Here is a 19533-nt window from a genome sequence, read left to right as displayed (position 1 = left end):
CCCGCTCCCGGCCCGCAGGAGGAGGGGGCACGGCACCGCCGGAGGGGGCGTCACCGCCCGTCTGCGACCGCTGCGCTGCCGTCCCGGGTGAAGACGAGCGTCGTGCCGGCTTCTCCGTAGCGCGGCCATTCGGGCAGGTCTTGCGTGTTCGGATCGCCGGTCTTCACGAAGCTGGCGAGATAGCCGAGCGCCGTCCCGCTCGCGCTTCGGTCGAGATCGGTCGCGGCCTCCCCGTATTTGGCGGCCACGGTGCCGAAGAAGAACGGGATTTCCGAGGCATGGGGCGCGCCTGCCGTGCCGCCGCTCCGCTCGCTCTCTGCCACATAGTCGTAGACGTAGTGCCAGACCGGCATGTCCTGCGCGGTCATGAGCGCGGCGAGCTGCCTTGCGCCCCGCAGCATCACGCCGTCCGGCCCGCCGATATCGGCCGATGTCGCGCCGATCATCACCGGCATGCCCGCCAAGCGGCCGCTGCGATAGGCCTCCGCCGTGTCCACCACGGCGACGTCGTCGAGCACCGGCATGTGGAAGTCCGGCGGCGCATCGCTGCCGCGCTCGAAGAGGACCGAGAGGTTCAGCCCGTCCACGACGGCGTCCTCTTCGAGCGCGCGCAGGGCTTTCGCCGCGCCGGGTCCGGTGCCGGTGATCCCCTTGCCTTCGGCGAAGGCGAGAGCGGCCTCGCGCGCGGCGTCGAGCGAAGCGGACATCGCGCTGCCGCCATCGCCGCCGGACTGGATCACTGCCCGCTGCACCATGCCTTCAGTCAGGGGAGAGGTGAGCATCAGGTGCACCGAGCGGCCCCCCGCGCTTTCGCCCATCACAGTAACCTGCGCGGGATTTCCGCCGAAGGCGGCGATGTTGTCCTGCACCCAGGACAGCGCCATGGCCTGGTCGAGAATGCCGTAATTGCCGCCGCGCTCCTCGTCGGTGGCGTCCGCGGACAGGGCCGGATGGGCGAAGAATCCGAAGCGGCCGAGGCGGTAGTTCAGGCTGACCACGACCATGCCCTCGCGGGCCAGCGCCGCGCCGTCATAGACGTCGGGCGACGCGCCGCCATTGATGAACCCGCCGCCGTGAATCCACACCATGACCGGCAGGCGGTCCCCGCTGCTGGCCCCTTCGGGCCGCCAGACATTGAGATAGAGGCAGTCTTCGGACGGCTCGGTCCCGAGCGGCGCGGCATCCGAGGGGAAGGGCTTCTGCGCGCAGTCATTGGCGAAGCGCGTCGCCTCGAAGGGGCGGGACCAGCCATCCGCCGGCTGCGGGGCTCTCCAGCGCAGATCGCCGACCGGGGGCCGGGCATAGGGCAGGCCGAGAAACGCCTCCGCGCCATTCTCCACCTTGCCCGTCACGGGGCCTTGCGGGATCGTCGCGGCCGGGGGCGCCATCGCCGCACCCCCCGCAAGGACCAGTCCGAGGACCGCCAGGCCCGCATGTCTCAATGTCCGCATTCGGCTTTCTCTCCTCTGGCCGGCAGGCCCCCCATAGCGCCTTCGGCTGCGCCTGTTCCACAGATGCTGCCAGCTGCGCGCGGTGCGAGCAGAGCCGGACACTGGACGGGCGGAGGGCCTAGAGCATCGTCCACTGCGTCACCCATTGTGACAGCAGGAGCGCCGAGGCGAAGCCGAGGACGGGAACGATCAGGATGCGCAGCCTTGTGCCGCGAAGGGCCGTCGCGGCGACGAGGCTCGTAAACGCGAAGGACAGAAGCGCGACGAGGCCGATCTCGACCGCCAGTTCCGTCGTCAGCCAGTCGAGAACCTCCCCGCCACGGCGCTGCTGGTAGATCAGCAGGGTGATCGCGACGAAGAGGAGATAGCGGAAGACGAGGCCGAGCACCGTCTTCAGCACGGCCGCGAGGATGAACAGGCCGACGACGATCCCCAGGAGGACGATCCACTGTTCCAAGACAGGCTTTCCTTCGGCGGAGGCTGGAGGGCGACCCTAGCGCCCCGATCACGTCCTGTCCTGCGCCTTTGCGGGGCTCAGCTTTCCATCTGGGCGATGAAGCGGTTCGCCTCGGCGATGGCCGCGTCCATCTCGGCGATCAGATCCTCGACGCGCCGCTCGATCGCCAGCCGCTCCGTATCGAGCGCGGCGACGGCGCGGGCATTGAGGTTGTGCTTCAGGTAGAGAACCTGATCCTGATAGATCTCGAGGACCGGATCCATCTTCGCGGCGGCGCGGTTCATCGCCGCGACGACCTGATCGTATTGGGCGCGCGTCTCGCGGAGCTGTACCGCCGAGCTGCGCCGCAGCTCATTGGAGCTGTACTGGTCGAGCTCGTCCTCCCACTCCCGGAACAGCGCCCGGCCGACATCCTCGATGGCGCCGATCCGGTCGCGCACCTGATCGGCCTCGTTCTCCATGCTGTCATAGGAGCGGGACAGCCGGTCGTATTTCTTCTCGAGCTCGCCCCCGTCAATGTCGACCAGGCTGCGGAACTGCTCGAGCGCGTCCTTGAATTCTTCCTGCGCGTCGGCCTGCGCCTCGCGCCCGTCCTTGACCCGGTCGACGAGGATGTCCCGCTTCTCGAAGCCGAGATTCTCCATCGCGTCGTAATAGACCGAGGAGCAGCCCGGAACCGCGACGCAGAGCGCAAGGGCCGCCAGAAGGTGCCGCAGAGGAGGAATCATCGGAAGCCCCTGATTTGTCTCATCTCCCAGTGAGGTAGGGTGTTTCGCCCGCTTTCGGAAGAGCAAGGGGAGCCAAAGAGCAGGGGCTGCCTTTTCAGACGAGCTTGGCGCGCACGGCCTTGTTCGCCTTCGAGAAGTCCATCTTGCCGGCGTAGCGGGATTTCAGCTCGCCCATGCAGCGGCCCATATCCTTGAGGCCATCGGCATCGACATCGGCGATGACGGCCTCGACGGCGCTGTCGATCTCGGCGTCGTCGAGCTGGCGCGGGAGATATTCGGAGACGATCGCCTGTTCCTGCCGCTCCTGCTCGGCCAGTTCGATGCGGCCCGCGTCCTCATAGGTCTTCGCGCTGTCCTCGCGCTGCTTGACCATCTTGCTGAGGACGGCCGTCACTTCCTCGTCCGACAGGCCGCAACAGCGGTCCTCGGCCCGCGCGGCGATGTCGCGATCCTTGATGGCGGCGGAGATGAGCCGCAGCGTGGCCACGCGAAGCTTGTCGTTGCGCGCCTTCATCGCCGTTTTGAGATCGTCGTTGATCTGCTTGACCAGGGTCGATGTCATGAATTTCCTCGGGAGCCGCGCTCCGGCGGCGATCGTTCAACAGTCGTCTTTTACGATGCGGGCGCTGCGCCCTTCCCAGCGCGGGCAGCGCACCTTATATGCCTGACCGTTTGGCCCGCCATCTGGACCGTCAGTATCCGACGAGATATCTATTCATGCGCCTCTGTCAAGACAGCTCCTCCACGCCCGCAACCGCCAGGCTGATCCTGGCAGACGGAACCGTCCTGCATGGAGAGGGCCTCGGCGCGACGGGCGCCGCGGTGGGGGAGCTCTGCTTCAACACCGCGATGACCGGCTATCAGGAGATCCTGACCGATCCGTCCTATGCCGGTCAGATCGTCACCTTCACCTTCCCGCATATCGGCAATACCGGCGTAAACGACGAGGATGTGGAGAACGCCAGCACGTCGTCCTCGGCGGCGGCGCGCGGGGCTGTCCTGCGGGCGACGGCGACCTCGCCGTCCAATCACCGCGCGCGCCTCGACCTTTCCGCCTGGATGCGCCGCCGCGGCATTATCGGCGTGACGGGCGTGGACACGCGCATGCTGACCGCCCGCATCCGCGAGGAAGGCGTGATGAGCGCCGTCGTAGCGCATAACGCCGCGGGATCGTTCGACGAGGAGGCGCTGATCCGCAAGGCGCAGGACTGGCCGGGCCTGCTCGGGCGCGATCTCGCAAAAGGCGTCGCCACGCCGTCGGCCTTCTCGGCCACGGAAAGCGACTGGCGCCTGGCGGAGGGTTTCGGCACCGGCGATCCGAACGGCCCCCACGCCGTCGTCATCGACTATGGCGTCAAGCGCAACATCCTGCGCCGGCTCGTCGGCGCGGGATGCCGCGTTTCGGTCGTGCCCGCCGCGGCGAGCTTCGACGAGATCATGGCGCATGAGCCCGACGGGGTCGTGCTCGGCAACGGGCCGGGCGATCCGGCCGCCACGGCCGAATATGCCGTTCCGGTCATCCGGAAGCTGCTCGAGGCGAAGGTCCCGCTCTTCGGCATCTGCCTTGGCCATCAGCTGCTCGCCCTCGCCGTCGGCGCCCGCACGATGAAGATGCCGCAGGGCCATCACGGCGCGAACCACCCCGTGCGCGACCATGCGACCGGCAAGGTCGAGATCGTCTCGATGAATCACGGCTTCGCGGTCGACGAGGCGAGCCTCCCCGACACGGTCGAGGCAACGCATACGAGCCTGTTCGACGGCACCAATGCGGGCCTGCGCCTCAAGAACGCGCCCGCCGTCTCGGTCCAGCACCACCCAGAGGCGAGCCCGGGCCCGCAGGACAGCTTCGCCGTCTTCGAACGGTTCGTGGAGACGATGCGGCGGGAGAAGGCGGCGGCTTGAAGCGGAGGGTTGCCAGCGCTCAGCGTTTCTTGGCCGGTCCCTTGCGCGGTGCCTTCTTGCCGGCGCTCTGACGCGGCGACGTCTTGCCCGCCGATTTGCGCGGGCGCCGCCGCAGGGTGATCTCTTCTTCCTGCTGCGGCTTTCCGGCGGCCTTCGGGCGCGGCGGCTTCTTCTTGCGCGGCGCTTCTGAGACCGGCTCGTCGCGGCGGCGGGGGTTGTCGCTCTTGGTCCTGACGACGGGCCGGCCCTTGCGCGTCGTCTTCGGCTTTCCGCCCTTCTTGCGCCGGTCCGGTTTCTCGCCCGCCTCGGGTTCGGTCAGCATCTCGAAGCGCAGGCCGCCCTGCAGCGGTGTGACCTCGAGCAGGCGCACCCGCACGCGCTGGCCGAGGCGATAGCGCCCGCCGCTCTCCCGGCCGATCAGCGCGTTGCGCGCCTCGTCATGCTCGAAATATTCCCAGCCCAGGGTCCGGGCGGGGACGAAGCCGTCCGCGCCGGTCTCGTCCAGCGTGACGAACAGGCCCGCGCCCGTGACGCCGTTGACCCGCGCCTCGAATTCGCCGCCGACCTTGTCCTGAAGAAACGCCGCCAGGAAGCGGTCCTGCGTCTCCCGCTCGGCCGAGACCGCCCGGCGCTCGGTGTCGGAAATCGCCTCGGCGATCTTCTGCAGCTCCTTTGCGACCTCCGAACGCTCGCCCCCCGGCCCGAGCTTGAGGACGGAGACCAGCCCGCGATGCACGGTCAGGTCGGCATAGCGGCGGATGGGCGAGGTGAAATGGGCGTAGCGGGCGAGGTTCAGCCCGAAATGCCCGATATTGGCCGTGTCATAGGCCGCCTGGCTCTGCGTGCGCAGGACCGCCATCGAGACCATGTCCATCTCGTCGCGCTCGCTCGCCATGGACAGGACGCGGTTGAAGCCCTCGGGCTTGAGGACCTGACCCTTGGGCAGGGAATAATCCATCGTTGAAAGGTACTGGCGCAGCCCGTCCAGGCGCTCCGGATCGGGCGCGTCGTGGACGCGGTAGATGAGGGTGGAGCGGTGCTCCTCCAGCGTCTCGGCGGCGCAGACATTGGCCGCGACCATGAAGGCCTCGATCAGCTTGTGGGCGTCGAAGCGCTGCTTGAGGACGACATCTGCGACCGCGCGGTCCTCGCCCAGCACGATCTTCCGCTCGGGCAGCTCCAGCTCGAGCGGCGAGCGGTCCGCCCGCGCCTTCATGACCGCCTCATAGGCGCCGAAGAGCGGTTCGATCACCCGCTTGAGGAGAGGCTTCGCCCGCTCGTTCGGAGAGCCGTCGGCCGCGGCCTGCGCCTCCTCATAGGACAGGCTCGCCGCAGAGCGCATCATGCCGCGGAAGAAGCGGTGCTTGGTCTTCTGTCCCGTCTTCGAGAAGTGCATCTCACAGATGAGGGCGGGGCGGTCCTCGCCTTCGTGAAGCGAGCAGAGCCCGTTCGACAGCGCCTCGGGCAGCATGGGCACGACCCGGTCGACGAGATAGACCGAGTTGCCGCGCCGTTGCGCCTCCTCGTCGAGGGCGCTGCCCGGGCGGACGAACCAGCTCACATCGGCGATCGCGACGAGGACGCGCCAGCCGCTCTTCGTCTTTTCGGCGAAGACCGCGTCGTCATGGTCCTTCGCATCGGCCGGGTCGATGGTGACGAGGGGCGTCTCGCGGATGTCTTCGTGGTGGTCGAGGTCGGGCAGGCTGCGCGTCTCGGCCTCGCGGATCGCCTCCTGCGGAAACTGCGTCGGGATGTCCTGATTGGCGAGCGCGATCAGAGACCAGTTGGCGCTCTCGCCGAAAGCGCCGACGACCTCGGCGATGCGCGCGCGGCGGGGGCCGTAGCCGCGTCCGTTCATCGGCTCGGCCCAGACGAGGGCGCCGTCCTCCGCCCCGTTCTCGTCGCCGCGCTCGATCAGGAGGGGCTTTCCGGCCTTGCGGCTGACCGGATCGACCGTGCCGCCGCCGCGCCGCGCCCGCTCGAAGACGCCGAGAACCCGCTCCGCGCGCTGTCCGAGCCGCTTGATCGGCTCTGCCTCGAAGCGGCCCTGGCCGCGCGGGTGGAGGCGTCCGAGGAAGCGGTCGCCGACGCCGAGCGGCGGGGTGATGGTGGAGGCGCCCTTTTCCGTCAGCACGACCTGCGGCGGCTCGCCCTCCCATTTCAGGGGCAGGGCGAGGAGATCGCCTTCGGCGTCCGTGCCGGTGAGGTCCATCACCGTCACCTTGGGGAGCTGGCCCTTCACCTTCGCCTTCCTGCCTTCGAGCGTGATGAGGCCTTCTTCTTCCATCTCGCCCAGAAGGCGGCGAAGCGCGGCGCGATCCGGGCCCTTCGCCTTGAAGGCCTTGGCGATGTCCCGCCGCGCGGGCGGTCCCTCGCCCCTGTCCGTGAAGGTCCGGACATAGTCGACGATCTGCTGGGGGGAGGGAAGTTCTGCCATGATACAGGCATTGGCACGGTTTGCCGGCTTTTGTCACTTCACGGGACGCGAGCGCGCCTCCGTTAGGCCTTTTTTAAGCCAGCCGGGCGATTCTGGTTCCAAAGCCTTAACCCATCTTACCCGGTCCCGAACTGGCTCCGCCCGGAGGCTCCTCATGCGCTCACACTCCCTCGCCGCCGTCTCCAGCTTCGTCCTCGCAACGCTCGCTGCCGCAGGCGCGGGCGCTCAGGCGCAGACGGTGCCGGTCACCTTCGGCACCGATCCGGGGGCGGCGCATCCGCGCTATGCGCAGAACATCGCCTACAGCTCGAAAAGCGCGCCGCAGGCATTGCAGTTCGGCGCCGCCGCGACGGCCTCGTCCGCTGCCGCGACGCGCACGGTGACGATCGCGCCTGGCGACACCGTCTATGGCATCGGCCGCCGCTACGGGGTTCATCCTTCCGAGATCATCGCGGCCAACCGCCTCGCCGCGCCCTATGAACTCAAGATCGGTCAGACGCTGACACTGCCGGGCGCATCAACCGGCGGTGAGGCCGCTTCGCCTGCCATCGCCGCCGCGGCGCCCGAGGCCGCTCCCGCGCCCGCAATCCCCGCGCCTCAGGCGGTGCCCGTCGCGGCCACCCCGACGCGGCCGCTCGCTTCTGACACCAAGAGCCAGCTCGTCGAGCGGATCGAGCCGATCGACGAGCCCGCGGACATGCGGGACCGCGTGGATGCGGTCTACACGGTCCGTCCGGGCGACACGCTGTTCAGCCTGGCGCGCAAGTTCGGGATTTCCGTCGGCGAACTCGCCGAGGCGAACGGGATCGGCGCGCCCTACACGCTGTCGCTGAACCAGAACCTGATCATCCCCGCCGCCGTTCCGGCCACGCCCGCCGAGCGGGTGGTCGAAACCGTTCCGGCGGCGCCGCGCGAGCCGCAGGCCGATGCCGTGCTCGTCAACCGCGCCGCCAGCTCCCGGTTCTCCTGGCCGATCAAGGGGGCGGTGGTGCGCAGCTATGGCACGAGCATGGACGGCGTGCGCAATGACGGCATCAACATCGCCGCGCCGGTGGGCGCGCCGATCCGCGCCGCTGCGGACGGGGAGGTCGTCTATACGGGCGCCGAGCTGGCCGGTTACGGCAACCTCCTCCTCGTCAAGCATGACGATGGCTGGGTCTCCGCCTATGCCCACACCGACGCGATTCTCGTGAAGAAGGGCGACCGGGTCCAGCAGGGGCAGGTGGTCGCCAAGGTCGGCGCCTCGGGCGATGTCGACGGGCCCCAGCTCCACTTCGAGTTGCGGCACGACCTCAAGCCGCAGGACCCGATCGCCGCTCTCAACGGCGCGCTGGCCACCGCCGCCCTGCCGGCGAGCTACCAATAGGCGAGCGCCTTCAGCCGCAAGGGACCTCGCGGGCTGAAGGCGCCTAGCCCGGTTTATCCCGCCGATGCCTGCTCCGCCCGGAAGGGGTTCGGCTTCTGCTCCGGCATGCTGCCGCCGTCGATCGATTCGACCTGCGCCTTCGGCTTGGCATTGGCCTTCTGCTTGTCGAGCAGATAGCGCATCAGCATGAGGTGGTGCGGCTCCATGTTCATGGCGGCATCGACCCAGTCATCGATGACGAGCTGCATCTCCTCGAGCATGATCGGCGCGACGCGGCGGCGCGCCCGCACCGTCGTCAGATAGGTGTTGAAGCGGGGCGCGATGGTGTCCTTGAGGCGCGCCAGCGCCTTGTCCATCTCTCCGTCCTCGGCGAGCTCGTCGACGATGCCGAGCTCATAGGCCTCTTCGCCGGTGAAATAGGCGCCGGCCGTGATCAGGCGCTCGGTCTCCCGCCGCCCGATCTTGCGGGTCAGCATGGAATAGGCGCCAGCACCGGGGAACATGCCGATATTCGCTTCGGGCAGGCCGAGCTTCACCGACTTCTCCGCGACCACGTAATCGCAGGCGAGCGCTCCTTCGAGGCCGCCGCCCAGACAGGTGCCGTCGACGGCGGCGATGCTGATCATCCGGTCGCCGACGCCCGACAGGACCTTGTGGATCGACTGGATGCAGACCTCCCCATATTTGCGGAGGGTCGCCGAGTCCTTGCGCTCGATGACGTCCAGAAGCAGCGAGAAGTCGCCGCCGTAAGACCAGATGCGCTCGTGCTTGGTGCGCATCACATAGAAGCGGAACCAGTCGTCGCCCGCCCAGGAACAGGCCTTCAGGCCCGCATAGAGCGAATCGCAGGACCGCATGACTTCCGGTGTCATGTTGGGACGCTGCGCGTGGTTCCACCACGAGGTCACTGTCCTGTCGTCGCAGTCATAGGTGAGTTCGACGCCGAGGCCGCTCCAGCCGTTCAGGAAAGCCAGAGTGGCTTCCGTCGGGCCGGATCCGTTATCGGTGGCGGCCGTCTGCGAGGCGGTTTGTCCGAAGGCCATGCTGTTCCCCTCTGAATGCCCTGTCCCCTCGGACAAGGTTACGAAAACGTGAACGGAACCGCAAGAATCCTGCCGGTGTTATTCCCGGTTCTGGATAAATCGCATGTTTTTTCCTGCGCGCCTGTCCGGGCCTGAGACCGCTTGACGGTCGCCGGGCTTGGGAGTATCCGCCCCGTTCGTCTGCGCCCCTGCGCTCCATAGATTTTCTCCGAGGCCAATCATGTCCCGTGTCTGCGAGTTCACCGGCAAGCGTCCCGTGACCGGCAACAACGTCTCTCACGCGAACAACCGCACCAAGCGCCGCTTCGTCCCGAACCTGTGCAAGGTCACGCTTCTGAGCGACCGTCTCGACCGCAGCTTCAAATTCCGCATCTCGGCACACGCCTTGCGTTCCGTCGACCATGTGGGCGGTCTCGACACGTTCCTCCTCAAGTCGAAGGACGAGGTTCTGTCGGACAATGCCCGCAAGGTGAAGCGAGAGATCGCCGCGGCCGGCTAAACCGGAGGCTCACGTGCCGAAGGGACCGCCGCCAGGCGAGCCGGAGGACAGCGTGAGCAGCACGACGATCAACGCCTTCGCGGAAGATGCGGTCTTCCGCCAGAGCCCAGTCAGCGACGTCGTCATCGGCGAGCGCTTCCATGTCGACGAACGCAGTGCGCGCGAGCGCCTCGCACACAAAGCGAGGGCGGTCCTGCGGCGCTGTCTCGCCGTGCTGGGCCTGTCCACGCTCGTCCTGCCGCTGTTCCTGATCGCCCTGATCACGCTCGATCTGCCGCTCGGCTGGTTCGACGGCTGGGCCGGGCGGGGGGACCTCGCGGCCAGCAACTGGATGAGCCGGGGCGAGGCCCTGCTCGCCGGCTCCGTCTTCCTTCTCCTCTTCATGACCCGCCGTCACGGCGGCATCCTCGTGTCGCGGGCGCAGAGCCTGTCCTGGCTGCTGGCGATCTGCGCCGCTGCGGCCATGCTGGCCTATCTGGCCCCCCAGCTCACACAGGATGACCTGCCGGGCGGCCGCTACGTGATCGGCATCATCCTGAGCTGGTATGTCGGTCAGCAGGTGGCGATCCACATCTATGACGCCACGCGGGGCGGCCAATGGTGGCGCGCGCCGTTCTACGGGGCTCTGTTCGGCTTCGGGGTCCAGGTCCTCCTGTTCTTCCCCGTCGCCTATGGCGCGACGAGCGCGCCCTGGGCCTCATGGATGTTTCTCGATTTCAGCCTGAAGATCCTGGCTTCAGCCGCCTTCCTGCTCGTCTACCACCTCCTGCGCCGGCGCATCCGTCCCCGCCCGGGCCTGGGCGGCCGGTGAGCCGCAGCCGGGCGGGATCGCCAGGGTGAGCAGGACCGTCCGCTGCAGGGCCGAATAGTTGTCGTCGGATACGAGATAGGCGCGCAGGGAGCCGTCGGTGCGGGCCACGAGGCTGAGCCCTTCCATGTTGTCGATGCCCTGCAACAGGCCGAGCCGCGCGACCTCTTCTCCTTCGAGGACCTCGGCGCCGAGCCGCGCCCCGTCGACCCGCTTGAGGCGGGCCCTCGGCCCCTGAAGCGGCGAGAAGGCCCGCTCGAGGACGAAGAGGTCGCCGCTCAGCGGGTCGAGATCGGCGGCGGTGACCGCGAAGTCCTTGGTGGGCCGATAGGCGGTGCGGGCCCATTCGGACATTGGCCGCCCCAGCCGCCCGCGCCGGACGATGGCGAGGCCATCCTCGTCGGCGCCCTCGGACACGGCCATCAGAGTGCCGTCGCCCATCGCGACGAGTGCCTCGAAGCCGGAATTCCTCTTGAGGATCGGCCGGTCCTCCTCGGCAGGAGGCGTGGGCGGGGCGAGCTGGCGGACATCGCCGTTCACCGAGACGATCTGGTTGCGCCCTTCATAGCTGATGGCGAGCTCGTCTCCGAGAAGCGCCATGGCTTCGGCATCTCCGCTCATCTTGTTCAGCGGGCGGCCCTGCCGGTCGTGGAGCTTGAAGGACTGGACACCGCGCAGGGCCGCGACGGCGCCATCGGGCCGCGTCTCGACATCGGCGGAGAACAGCCAGGCCGCGTCCGACAGGGCGAGAAGGGCGTCTCCGTCCACGTCGACCGTCAGCGCGGACAATCCTCCGAAGGCTTCGGGGCCGCGAAGGATCACGCCGCCGATCAGTTCCGCGCATCCCACGCTGACTGGCTGTTCGAGGCCCGGGAAGGGCTCGGCCGTCACGGACAAAGGCGCCAGAAGAGCGATGAGGGCGCCGATCACGCGCGCCTCCTCGGCAGGGACACCTCGTCTTCGAACAGGGCGGCGAGCTGTTCGATCATCGCGCCGGCGAGCTGCTCGACATCGCCGATCGTCACGGCACGGCGATAGAAGCGGGTGACGTCGTGGCCGATCCCGATCGCGAGGAGTTCGACCGGAGAGCCGGTCTCGATGAAGGCGATCACCTCCCGCAGATGGCGTTCGAGATAGGCGCCGCCATTGGCCGACGAGGTGGCGTCGTCCACAGGCGCGCCATCCGAGATCACCATGAGGATGCGGCGCGCCTCGGGCCGCGCGAGCAGGCGGTCATGGGCCCACAGAAGCGCCTCGCCGTCGATATTCTCCTTGAGAAGCCCTTCCTTGAGCATGAGGCCGAGATTGTCGCGGCCGCGCCGCCATGGGACGGAGGCGGGCTTGTAGACGATGTGGCGAAGATCGTTGAGACGGCCCGGATTGCGGGGACGCCCGTCCGCGACCCATTTCTCTCTCGACTGGCCTCCCTTCCACGCCTTCGTCGTGAAGCCGAGGATCTCGACGCTGACCCCGCAGCGCTCCAGCGTCCGCGCGAGGATGTCGGCGCAGATCGCCGCAACCGTGATCGGCCGCCCGCGCATGGAGCCTGAGTTGTCGAGGAGCAGGGTGACGGTGGTGTCCTTGAACTCCTGTTCCTTCTCCTGCTTGAAGCTCAGCGGCTGCATCGGGTCGGCGACCACGCGAGCGAGGCGGGCCGCGTCGAGAACGCCCTCGTCCAGATCGAACTGCCAGGCGCGGTTCTGCTGCGCGAGCAGGCGGCGGTGCAGGCGGTTGGCGAGGCGGGAGACGACGGCCTGCATCTGCTCGAGCTGACCGTCGAGGGTCGCCCGCAGGCGCGACAGCTCGTTCGGGTCGCAAAGATCGGCGGCATTCGCCACCTGATCGAATTCCGTGGTGTAGGCGCCGTAGCGCAGGCCGCTATCGCCGGAGAAGTCCGGGCGGGACACGCCGGCCTGGGTCTCGTCGCCCTCGGCAGGGTCGGGGCTTTCCTGCGCGTCCTGCGGCTGGTCCGAGAGGTCGGCCTCGCCCTCCGGCGCATCGCCGGTGTCGGGCATCTGGTCCTCGGGTTCGTCCTCGCCGGGGCCCTGCTCGTCGCTCTCCTGATCCTGAGGCTCCTGCTCCTCGTTCTGCTGGGTGCCTTCGTCCTCGGAGCGGTCTTCCTCGTCGGCATCCTCTCCCTTCTCGTCGCCGAGATCGAGGTCGTCGATCAGGCGGCGGGCGAGGCGGGCGAAGGCGTCCTGGTCCTCGTGGCTCTCTCTTTCCGCCAGCGCGTCGAGCGCCGCCTTGGCCTTGTCCTCGACCTCGTCGCGCCAGAGATCGACCAGCTTCGCCGCCGATTTGGGCACCGGGCGGCCGGTCATCTTCTCGCGGGCGAGGAGGCGGACGATATCGGAGAGGGGGACGTCCTGCCGGTCTTCCATCCGGCGATAGCCCTTCTCCTCCAGCTCCCGCTCCAGCGCGGCGTCGAGATTGTTCCCGATACCCGAAAGGGCGTTCGCGCCCAGCGCCTCGACCCGCACCTCCTCGAGCGCGGCGAAAAGGGCGCGGCCTTCTCCGTTCTGCGGCGCGAGGCGGGCATGCAGCCCCGCATCGTGGTGGGCGAGGCGCAGCGCGGCCGCATCGGCATGGCCGCGGCTGATCGCGACCTTGCGGCGATCGAGCTTGCGCGGAGGCAGAGGCAGGCGGGCGCTCGTCCCTTCGACGGAGGGGCTGTCCCCGCCATAGCGCACCTCGACATCCTGCTCTGCCGAGAGCGCGCGCGTGGTCTGGGCGAGGACTCTCTTGAAGCGTTCGAGAGGAGTTTCGGAAGGTGTGGACATGATGCGGAGTTAGACACCCGCCGGTCGTCTGGCCAGCGGGCGCCGGTGTCGCGGATCAGCCGGCGGGCTGCCGTTCCCCCGCGCCGTGGTCCTCCTCGGCGTGGCGGGCGGAGAGGAAGTCGCCGAAGCCGCGCAGCTGAGGGATGTGCTCGGAGAAGGCGCGCACCGCGATCAGGATCGGCATGGCGACCAGCATCCCGATGACCGACCACATCCACCCCCAGAAGGCGACGGCGATGAAGACCACCACCGTGTTGAGCTTGAGGCTGCGCCCGACCGCGTAGGGAGTGACGAACTGCCCCTCGAAGGATGTCAGCGCGAAATAGATGAAGCCCGCGAGGAACGCCGTGCCGATCTGATCGAAGGTCACGATCCCGATCAGCGTGGCGAGCAGAACGCCCGCGATCGCGCCCACATAGGGAATGAAATTGAAGACGAAGGCGAAGACCGCGAACAGGTAAGGGTGCGGCATGCCCATCGCCCACATGGCGATGCCGATGGCTGCGCCCAGCCCCGCATTGATGACGGTGATGGTGAAGAAGTAGTGCGCGAGCTTGGTCTCGATGTCGCGGATGATCCGGACCGCCCGGCGCTTGTCCTTGAAGCGCCCGATGGAGTGGACGATCTTTTCGGCGAACATGTCGCCCGATGCCAGGATGAAGAAGAGCAGGACCAGCGTCAGAACGGTCTGGGCGAGAATGAAGGGCGCGATGCCCGCCACCTTGCCGGCCACACCGGGCTCTGCGACCTCGACCTTGGTGGGAGCGTCCGCGTCGCGGGTGACCTCCTCGATCTTCTCGCCAGCCTCGGCGACGCTGGAAACCGTCTGGCTCAGCGAGCGGACTTTCCCTTCGGCCTCCTGGATCAGATAGGGGGCGTCCTCGATATAGCCGGTGAGGGGGGCGGAGATCGCGGCGACCGTGGCGACGAGCCCGGCCAGAAGGCCGACGACGACCAGCGCCGCCGTGACGCCCGAGGGAATGCGCAGGCGGTTCGCCGCGCGCCGGACCGGCGTGAAGGTGATGGCGAGGAGGAAGGCGAGCACGACCGGCATCAAGAAGGCCTGGGCGTAGATGAAGGCGGCGGTGGCGAGGAGGAGGAACACGCCGATCATCGCCCAGCTCGGCTTCTGCCGCGCAGGTCGCGCGACGTCGGCCGGCTGGGAGCCGCGCGCCAGCGGGTGGCCTGCGACCTCGCTGGTCGGGACCGGGCTCGAAGGAAGTGTCGTACCGTCTGCCATGACCTGTCTCTGTCCGCTCCTTCAGGCGCCTGGAAGAAGCCGTTGAAGGAACACCTTAACGGCGTTTCCGTGCGCAGCGAACAGGCAGATCGCGCTGTGCCGCCCGGCACGCTTCATTCATCGATCATGTCCTCGAGGCCGCCCAGGCGGAACCAGCGATAGCCGTAGGGGTAGAGGGCGACGTCATAGTGCCCCTTCTCGGGGTGATTGGCCGTGTCGGTCTGAAGGCAGGTCAGCGGCTTGCCGGTCCCGCCGAGCGCCTCGACGGGCAGGCGGACCGAGGCATCCTCGTCGGTGAAGTTGTGCACGAAGACGGCGCGACGATCCTGCCAGGCATAGCTGATGGCGAGCGTGCCGTCCTGCGTGTCGATTATGTCGAATTCGCCCCAGCCGATCTCCGGCAGCTCGAGCCGCATCCGGAGCATGCGCTCGGTCCAGCTGAGGAGGGACTCCGCCTCGGTCCGCTGCCTCGCCACGTTGACGCACTCATAGGCATAGTCGCCCTCGTCGATCACCGGCCTCACCGGATCCTTCGACGAGGTGAAGCCGGCATTGCGCTCTCCCGACCACTGCATCGGCGTCCGGCAGGAGAACCTGCCCTCGAGCGAGAGGTCGTCTCCCATGCCGATTTCATCGCCATATCGCAGGACCGGCGTGCCCGGCAGGGTGAGCATGAGGGAATTGGCAAGCTCGATGCGGCGCCGGTCGCCGCCGAGCATGGGCGGCAGGCGCCGCCTTATTCCGCGATCGAAGATGCGCATGTCCTCGTCCGGCGCGAAGGCCTCGAAGACGCGGGACCGCTGCTCTTCGGTCAGCTTGTCGAGCGACAGCTCGTCATGATTGCGCAGGAAGTGCGCCCACTGCGCCGTGTCCGGCACGCCGCGCAGGGCCTCGACCGCTTCGCGCAGGAGGGCCGTCTCCCCCGTCGCCAGCGCATAGAACAGCGCCTGGTTCACTGGGAAGCCGAAGATCATGTGCAGGCGGTCGCCGTCCTCGCCGAAATAAGCCTTGGCGGTCTTCGGCTCGACATTGGCCTCGGCGAGGAGGACCACATCCCCGTTGCGCCACTGGGCGAAGGCGCGCAGCTCCCTCAGGAACTCGTAGGCGGGCTCGGGGGCCTCCGTGTCCACGCCGTCCCGGGCGATCAGGAAGGGCACCGCATCCATCCGGAAGCCCGACACGCCGAGCGCGAGCCAATACCCCATGATCTTGCGCAGCTCGTCCCGCACCTCCGGATTGGCGATGTTGAGATCGGGCTGGAACTCGTAGAACTTGTGGAAATAGTAGGCGCCGACCTTCTCGTCGCGGGTCCAGGTCGTCTCCTGGACGCCGGGAAAGACGACGCCGTCATCCGCGTCCTTGGGCTTTTCGTCCGCCCAGATATAGTAGTCGCGATATTTCGACGAGGGATCGTCCCGGGCCGCCTGGAACCAGGGGTGCTGGTCCGAGGTATGATTGATGACGAGGTCCACGAGCACGCGCATGCCCCGCTGACGCGCCGCATGGGTGAAGGCGACGAAGTCCCCGAGGCTGCCATAGCGGGGGTCGACGCCGTAATAGTCCTCGATATCGTAGCCATTGTCCCGCCGCGGGCTCGGATAGAAGGGCGCGAGCCAGATCGCCGTGACGCCGAGCCCGCGCAGATAGTCGAGCCTGCGCATCAGACCGTCGAAATCGCCGATCCCGTCGCCGTCGGAATCGAGGAAGCTCTCGAGCGAGAGGTTGTAGAGGACGGCGTTCTTGTACCAGAGGTCCGGGATCATGCCCGCCTGCCTTTCCTTCGCTGACGGGCCGCTCCGGGATCGCGGCGCTCCCCGGTCACACCGTCACCTCAACTGGGGCAGGACGCGGTCGCCGAAGGCGTCGATGAAGTCCGCCTGATTGGTGGCGACGTTGTGGAAGATCAGTTCGTCCACGCCGCATTCGGCGTATTCCCGCGCCCACGCCGCGTGCTGGTCGAGGTCGGTCGAGACCCGCACCGTCCGGTCGAGGTCCTCTGTCGTCATATAGGCGGCCGCCTCCTCGAACTGTTTCGGGGTGGGGATTTCCCAGACGACCTGACCGACGACGAGATTGGTGCCCCAGGTGTGAAGGGCGTCCTCGCGCAGGGCCTTTTCGTCCGTGCCCCAGGCGAGCTTCATCTGGCAGACGACGGGCTTGCCCTCGCCGCCGCCCTCGCGGAACGCCTCGATCACCGCTCTGAGGTCGTCGTCGGGGCCGCCGCAGAGCGTCAGGAGGCCATCCGCCCATGAGCCGAGCCAGCGCGCCGTGCCCGGCGTGACGGCCGCGCCGAATATCTTCGGCGGCGTCTTGGGGCGGGTATAGAGCTTCACCTCCTCCATCACGACGCGGCCGTGATGGGTGACCGTCTCGCCTTCCCAGAGGCGCCGCATCAGCTCGCAGCACTCCTGGAGCTTGGCGTTGCGCTCGGCCTTCACGGGCCAGGCCATGCCCATCGTCGCTTCGTTCAGCCGCTCGCCGGAGCCGAGGCAGCAGTCGAGGCGGCCGGGAAACATGTGCCGGGTCGTCGCCATCGCCTGGGCCAGGATCGCCGGATGGTAGCGGTAGCCGGGGCAGGAGACCGACCGGAACTCGCCCTTGGTCACCTGCATCGCGGCGCCGAGCCAGGTCCAGAGAAAGCCCGCATGCCCCGGCCGCTCGTTCCAGGGGTGCAGGTGATCGGAGGCGGTGAACACCTCGAACCCCGCGCTCTCGGCCCGCTGGACCCAGGCGAGCAGGTCATTCGGATCGAACTGCTCGTGGCTGACATGGTAGCCGTAGCGGGTCATGGGGCCTCCGGCGCATCGTCTCGTGGCGCTGAAGGGAAGGAACAGAAAAAGAGGTTCAGCGTTCCGCAGCCATCGCGGCGTTCGGCAGGTGTCCTCCCATCGGCAGGGCAGCGGGATCAGCGCCGCTCGGCGAGCATCCGAACTGGAGGCGCGGGGATTGTCTTCGCAGATGACGGTGCCGCGAGCAGCGGTGCTGTTCGCGGGGGTAAGAGGACGGGGCGGGGATAGCCGGCGGGCGGGCGCCCTCGTCCGGCTGCAACCCGGCTTGTCGGAACCGGGCTCTCAAGGAGGGGGAGGCTGCCTTCTATCGTCTCCCTGCGGCGCTCTCCGTCGTGAAGGCGCCACGCGATCAGCACGTTCCTGCCGTCTCCGTCCGGGCCGGACCGGCAGTCGGGGCCCGAGGGCCTCAAGGCCGTCGCGGGCGAAACGGACTTCCTCGCGGCCGAGACAGCAGGTCCCCTCTTGGCTGTGCCAATAGCGATGCACGGCCTCCGCCGCCTCCGCGATGTCGCGCGTAAAGGCGCAGCCGGTGAGGAGGCAGAACCAGACGAGCGTGCCGCGTTCGTGCGGGCGGTGGCGATGGGTGATGAGATAGGCGACCCGCCGCTCGATCCGCGCCAGGAGCTCGGGCGTCAGGCCGAGCTCGGCGCGGCGCGCATCGTCCATATCGGCGAGGGTTTCGCCGTGGCGGTCGGGGAAGGTGTCGCCGCGGCAGGAGGGCCGGGGGCGTTTGCGGGGCATAACGCCTCCTTTCGCGCAAGCTGAAGCGCCCGCCTGTCGCGGGGGACGAGAAAAGCAGGGGACCCGCGCGCGGACGCGCCGCAGCGAAAGGGTTTTTTGAACTGTGCTCCGGCGTTCGGGGGCCCCAAGCCCCTCGCCCGCGCGCAGCCGCGATCCTTGACCCCTCCCGGCCCGATGAGCTCGCGGGAAAGGCGGGCCGTCGGAGGGCTGCTTTTGTCGCCCCGTTTTGGGGCGGGCGCCGCTCGGGGCAGAGCCCCTCACGCGCGCCGCAGACCTCTCGCCTGAGATCACGGGCGGCCCTCCTCACAGATGACGGTACCTGTCAGCCCCGGTGAGGGTCGCCTTGGCAGGGTAGGGGGCGGAGAGGGTGGTGGGGATAAGTGGCGGGCAGTGCTCGCGAGCGGCCGCTGTTCCGAGATGGGCCCCGGCGCGGGGGCCGGGGTGACAGCGGCTAAAGCTGGGCGTCACCCCGGCCGGAGCGCAGCGGAGAGCCGGGGCCCATCTCGGGAAGAGGGAAAGGGTGCAACGGCAGGCTGCGCACACAGCTGGCGAAGCAACCCGAACACAGCCACCGCATCCTCGTGACCTACTACGTCTACATCCTCGCCAACCGGAAACGCGGCACGCTCTATACCGGCGTCACCAACGACCTCTCCCGGCGCATCGCCGAACACCGCGAAGGGCGCGGCGCGACTTTCCCGGCGCAGCACGGCTGCACCAAGCTCGTCTGGTTCGCCCGGTTCGAGAGCGTCGACGCCGCCATCACCCACGAGAAGCGCGTGAAGAAATGGCGGCGGGCATGGAAGGAAGAGGAGATCGAAAAGACGAACCCGGATTGGCGGGACCTCTTCCACGACATGGGCGGCTGGACGGGGTGATCGCCGCTGGGCGAGGAGGTGGTGAACAGACCGCTCCCTCCGCTGTCACCCCGGCTGGAGCGCAGCGGAACGCCGGGGCCCATCACGGAACATCCGGCGCTGTGAGGAGTGGTCGGCCATTGCGCGAGCGGCCCGGCCACTGCGCCCGGCCGTTCTTCCCGAGATGGGCCCCGGCTCGGGGGCCGGGGTGACGCCTGTTGTCGGCGGTGCGCGAGAGGACGGAGCGATGGCTGGTTGAAGGGCAAAGCGGAGCGATGCTCGATCCTCACCGCTTGGCGAGAGGGTCGCCGATTGCCCGCTCTCTCCGCTGTCACCCCGGCTGAAGCGAAGCGGAGCGCCGGGGCCCATCACGGAACATCCGGCGCTGTGAGGAGTGGTCGGCCAGTGCGCGAGCGGCCCGGCCACTGCGCCCGG

General features: G+C 68.3%; 17 protein-coding genes. 5 read left to right on the top strand and 12 right to left on the bottom strand.

All coding sequences use genetic code 11. From position 1 onward, the window contains the following. Nucleotides 1–50: 50 nt before the first annotated feature. The 4 genes from IE88_RS0104215 to IE88_RS0104200 form a co-directional block, all read right to left on the bottom strand. A complete protein-coding gene (locus tag IE88_RS0104215) occupies nt 51–1451 on the bottom strand; it encodes a carboxylesterase/lipase family protein (protein ID WP_031550614.1) in 1401 nt (466 codons plus the stop codon). Nucleotides 1452–1569: 118 nt separating this feature from the next. Then, nucleotides 1570–1908, bottom strand: coding sequence for a hypothetical protein (locus IE88_RS0104210; protein WP_031550611.1), 339 nt, complete (start codon nt 1906–1908; stop codon nt 1570–1572). Nucleotides 1909–1985: 77 nt separating this feature from the next. Next, the gene (locus IE88_RS0104205) at nt 1986–2636 is read right to left on the bottom strand and encodes a DUF2959 domain-containing protein (RefSeq protein WP_031550608.1); all 651 of its coding nucleotides are present in this window, start codon (nt 2634–2636) and stop codon (nt 1986–1988) included. 94 nt (nt 2637–2730) lie between these two features. Next, nucleotides 2731–3198 (bottom strand): GatB/YqeY domain-containing protein, encoded by a 468-nt coding sequence (locus IE88_RS0104200; RefSeq protein WP_031550606.1) that lies wholly within the window; start codon nt 3196–3198, stop codon nt 2731–2733. A gap of 155 nt (nt 3199–3353) precedes the next feature. Here IE88_RS0104200 and carA point away from each other — a divergent pair, with 155 nt between their 5' ends. Further along, nucleotides 3354–4538: a glutamine-hydrolyzing carbamoyl-phosphate synthase small subunit gene (carA, locus tag IE88_RS0104195; RefSeq protein ID WP_031550604.1), complete on the top strand. Its 1185-nt coding sequence runs from the start codon at nt 3354–3356 to the stop codon at nt 4536–4538. Nucleotides 4539–4557: 19 nt separating this feature from the next. Here the strand turns inward: carA and rnr are convergent, their stop codons facing one another. Beyond that, nucleotides 4558–6975, bottom strand: a complete 2418-nt coding sequence (gene rnr / locus IE88_RS0104190; protein WP_081871429.1) for a ribonuclease R — start codon at nt 6973–6975, stop codon at nt 4558–4560. A 154-nt stretch (nt 6976–7129) separates the two neighbouring features. On the opposite strand from rnr, the gene IE88_RS16290 reads away from it, so the two are divergent. After that, on the top strand, nt 7130–8341 hold the full coding sequence (locus IE88_RS16290) for a LysM peptidoglycan-binding domain-containing M23 family metallopeptidase (protein WP_051881496.1): 1212 nt from the start codon (nt 7130–7132) through the stop codon (nt 8339–8341). A gap of 53 nt (nt 8342–8394) precedes the next feature. Here IE88_RS16290 and IE88_RS17110 read toward each other — a convergent pair whose 3' ends face one another. Beyond that, nucleotides 8395–9384 (bottom strand): crotonase/enoyl-CoA hydratase family protein, encoded by a 990-nt coding sequence (locus tag IE88_RS17110; RefSeq protein WP_051881495.1) that lies wholly within the window; start codon nt 9382–9384, stop codon nt 8395–8397. A 220-nt stretch (nt 9385–9604) separates the two neighbouring features. Between IE88_RS17110 and rpmB the strand changes: the two genes are divergently transcribed. Together rpmB and IE88_RS0104170 are read left to right on the top strand one after the other, a co-directional pair. After that, nucleotides 9605–9883, top strand: coding sequence for a 50S ribosomal protein L28 (gene rpmB, locus IE88_RS0104175; protein WP_031550595.1), 279 nt, complete (start codon nt 9605–9607; stop codon nt 9881–9883). A gap of 52 nt (nt 9884–9935) precedes the next feature. Beyond that, nucleotides 9936–10694: a 7-cyano-7-deazaguanine/7-aminomethyl-7-deazaguanine transporter gene (locus IE88_RS0104170; protein WP_156032369.1), complete on the top strand. Its 759-nt coding sequence runs from the start codon at nt 9936–9938 to the stop codon at nt 10692–10694. On the opposite strand, the gene IE88_RS0104165 is transcribed toward IE88_RS0104170, so the two are convergent. From IE88_RS0104165 to IE88_RS0104140, 6 genes are all read right to left on the bottom strand, one after another. Next, entirely contained in the window at nt 10620–11621 is a 1002-nt protein-coding gene (locus IE88_RS0104165) for an esterase-like activity of phytase family protein (protein ID WP_031550591.1), read from the bottom strand. The genes IE88_RS0104170 and IE88_RS0104165 overlap by 75 nt on opposite strands. Then, a complete protein-coding gene (gene cobT / locus IE88_RS0104160) occupies nt 11618–13471 on the bottom strand; it encodes a cobaltochelatase subunit CobT (protein ID WP_031550589.1) in 1854 nt (617 codons plus the stop codon). Before cobT ends, IE88_RS0104165 begins: the two co-directional genes overlap by 4 nt. 55 nt (nt 13472–13526) lie before the next feature. Beyond that, the gene (locus IE88_RS0104155; protein ID WP_202900427.1) at nt 13527–14711 is read right to left on the bottom strand and encodes an AI-2E family transporter; all 1185 of its coding nucleotides are present in this window, start codon (nt 14709–14711) and stop codon (nt 13527–13529) included. Nucleotides 14712–14824: 113 nt separating this feature from the next. Next, on the bottom strand, nt 14825–16474 hold the full coding sequence (locus tag IE88_RS0104150; protein WP_031550584.1) for an alpha-amylase family protein: 1650 nt from the start codon (nt 16472–16474) through the stop codon (nt 14825–14827). A gap of 63 nt (nt 16475–16537) precedes the next feature. Next, a complete protein-coding gene (locus IE88_RS0104145) occupies nt 16538–17500 on the bottom strand; it encodes a TIGR03885 family FMN-dependent LLM class oxidoreductase (protein WP_031550582.1) in 963 nt (320 codons plus the stop codon). Nucleotides 17501–17782: 282 nt separating this feature from the next. Next, nucleotides 17783–18241 carry a hypothetical protein gene (locus IE88_RS0104140; protein WP_031550579.1) on the bottom strand — a complete coding sequence of 153 codons (459 nt, stop codon included), beginning with the start codon at nt 18239–18241 and terminating at the stop codon, nt 17783–17785. 581 nt (nt 18242–18822) lie between these two features. On the opposite strand from IE88_RS0104140, the gene IE88_RS0104135 reads away from it, so the two are divergent. Beyond that, entirely contained in the window at nt 18823–19119 is a 297-nt protein-coding gene (locus IE88_RS0104135; RefSeq protein ID WP_031550577.1) for a GIY-YIG nuclease family protein, read from the top strand. Nucleotides 19120–19533: the final 414 nt, after the last annotated feature.

Origin of the sequence: Parvularcula oceani, from assembly GCF_000733125.1 — a bacterium.
In the GTDB taxonomy this organism is placed as follows: Bacteria; Pseudomonadota; Alphaproteobacteria; order Caulobacterales; family Parvularculaceae; genus Parvularcula; species Parvularcula oceani.
The sequence above is the reverse complement of the archived record's forward strand: the minus strand, read 5'-3'. Positions and strand labels throughout refer to the sequence as shown.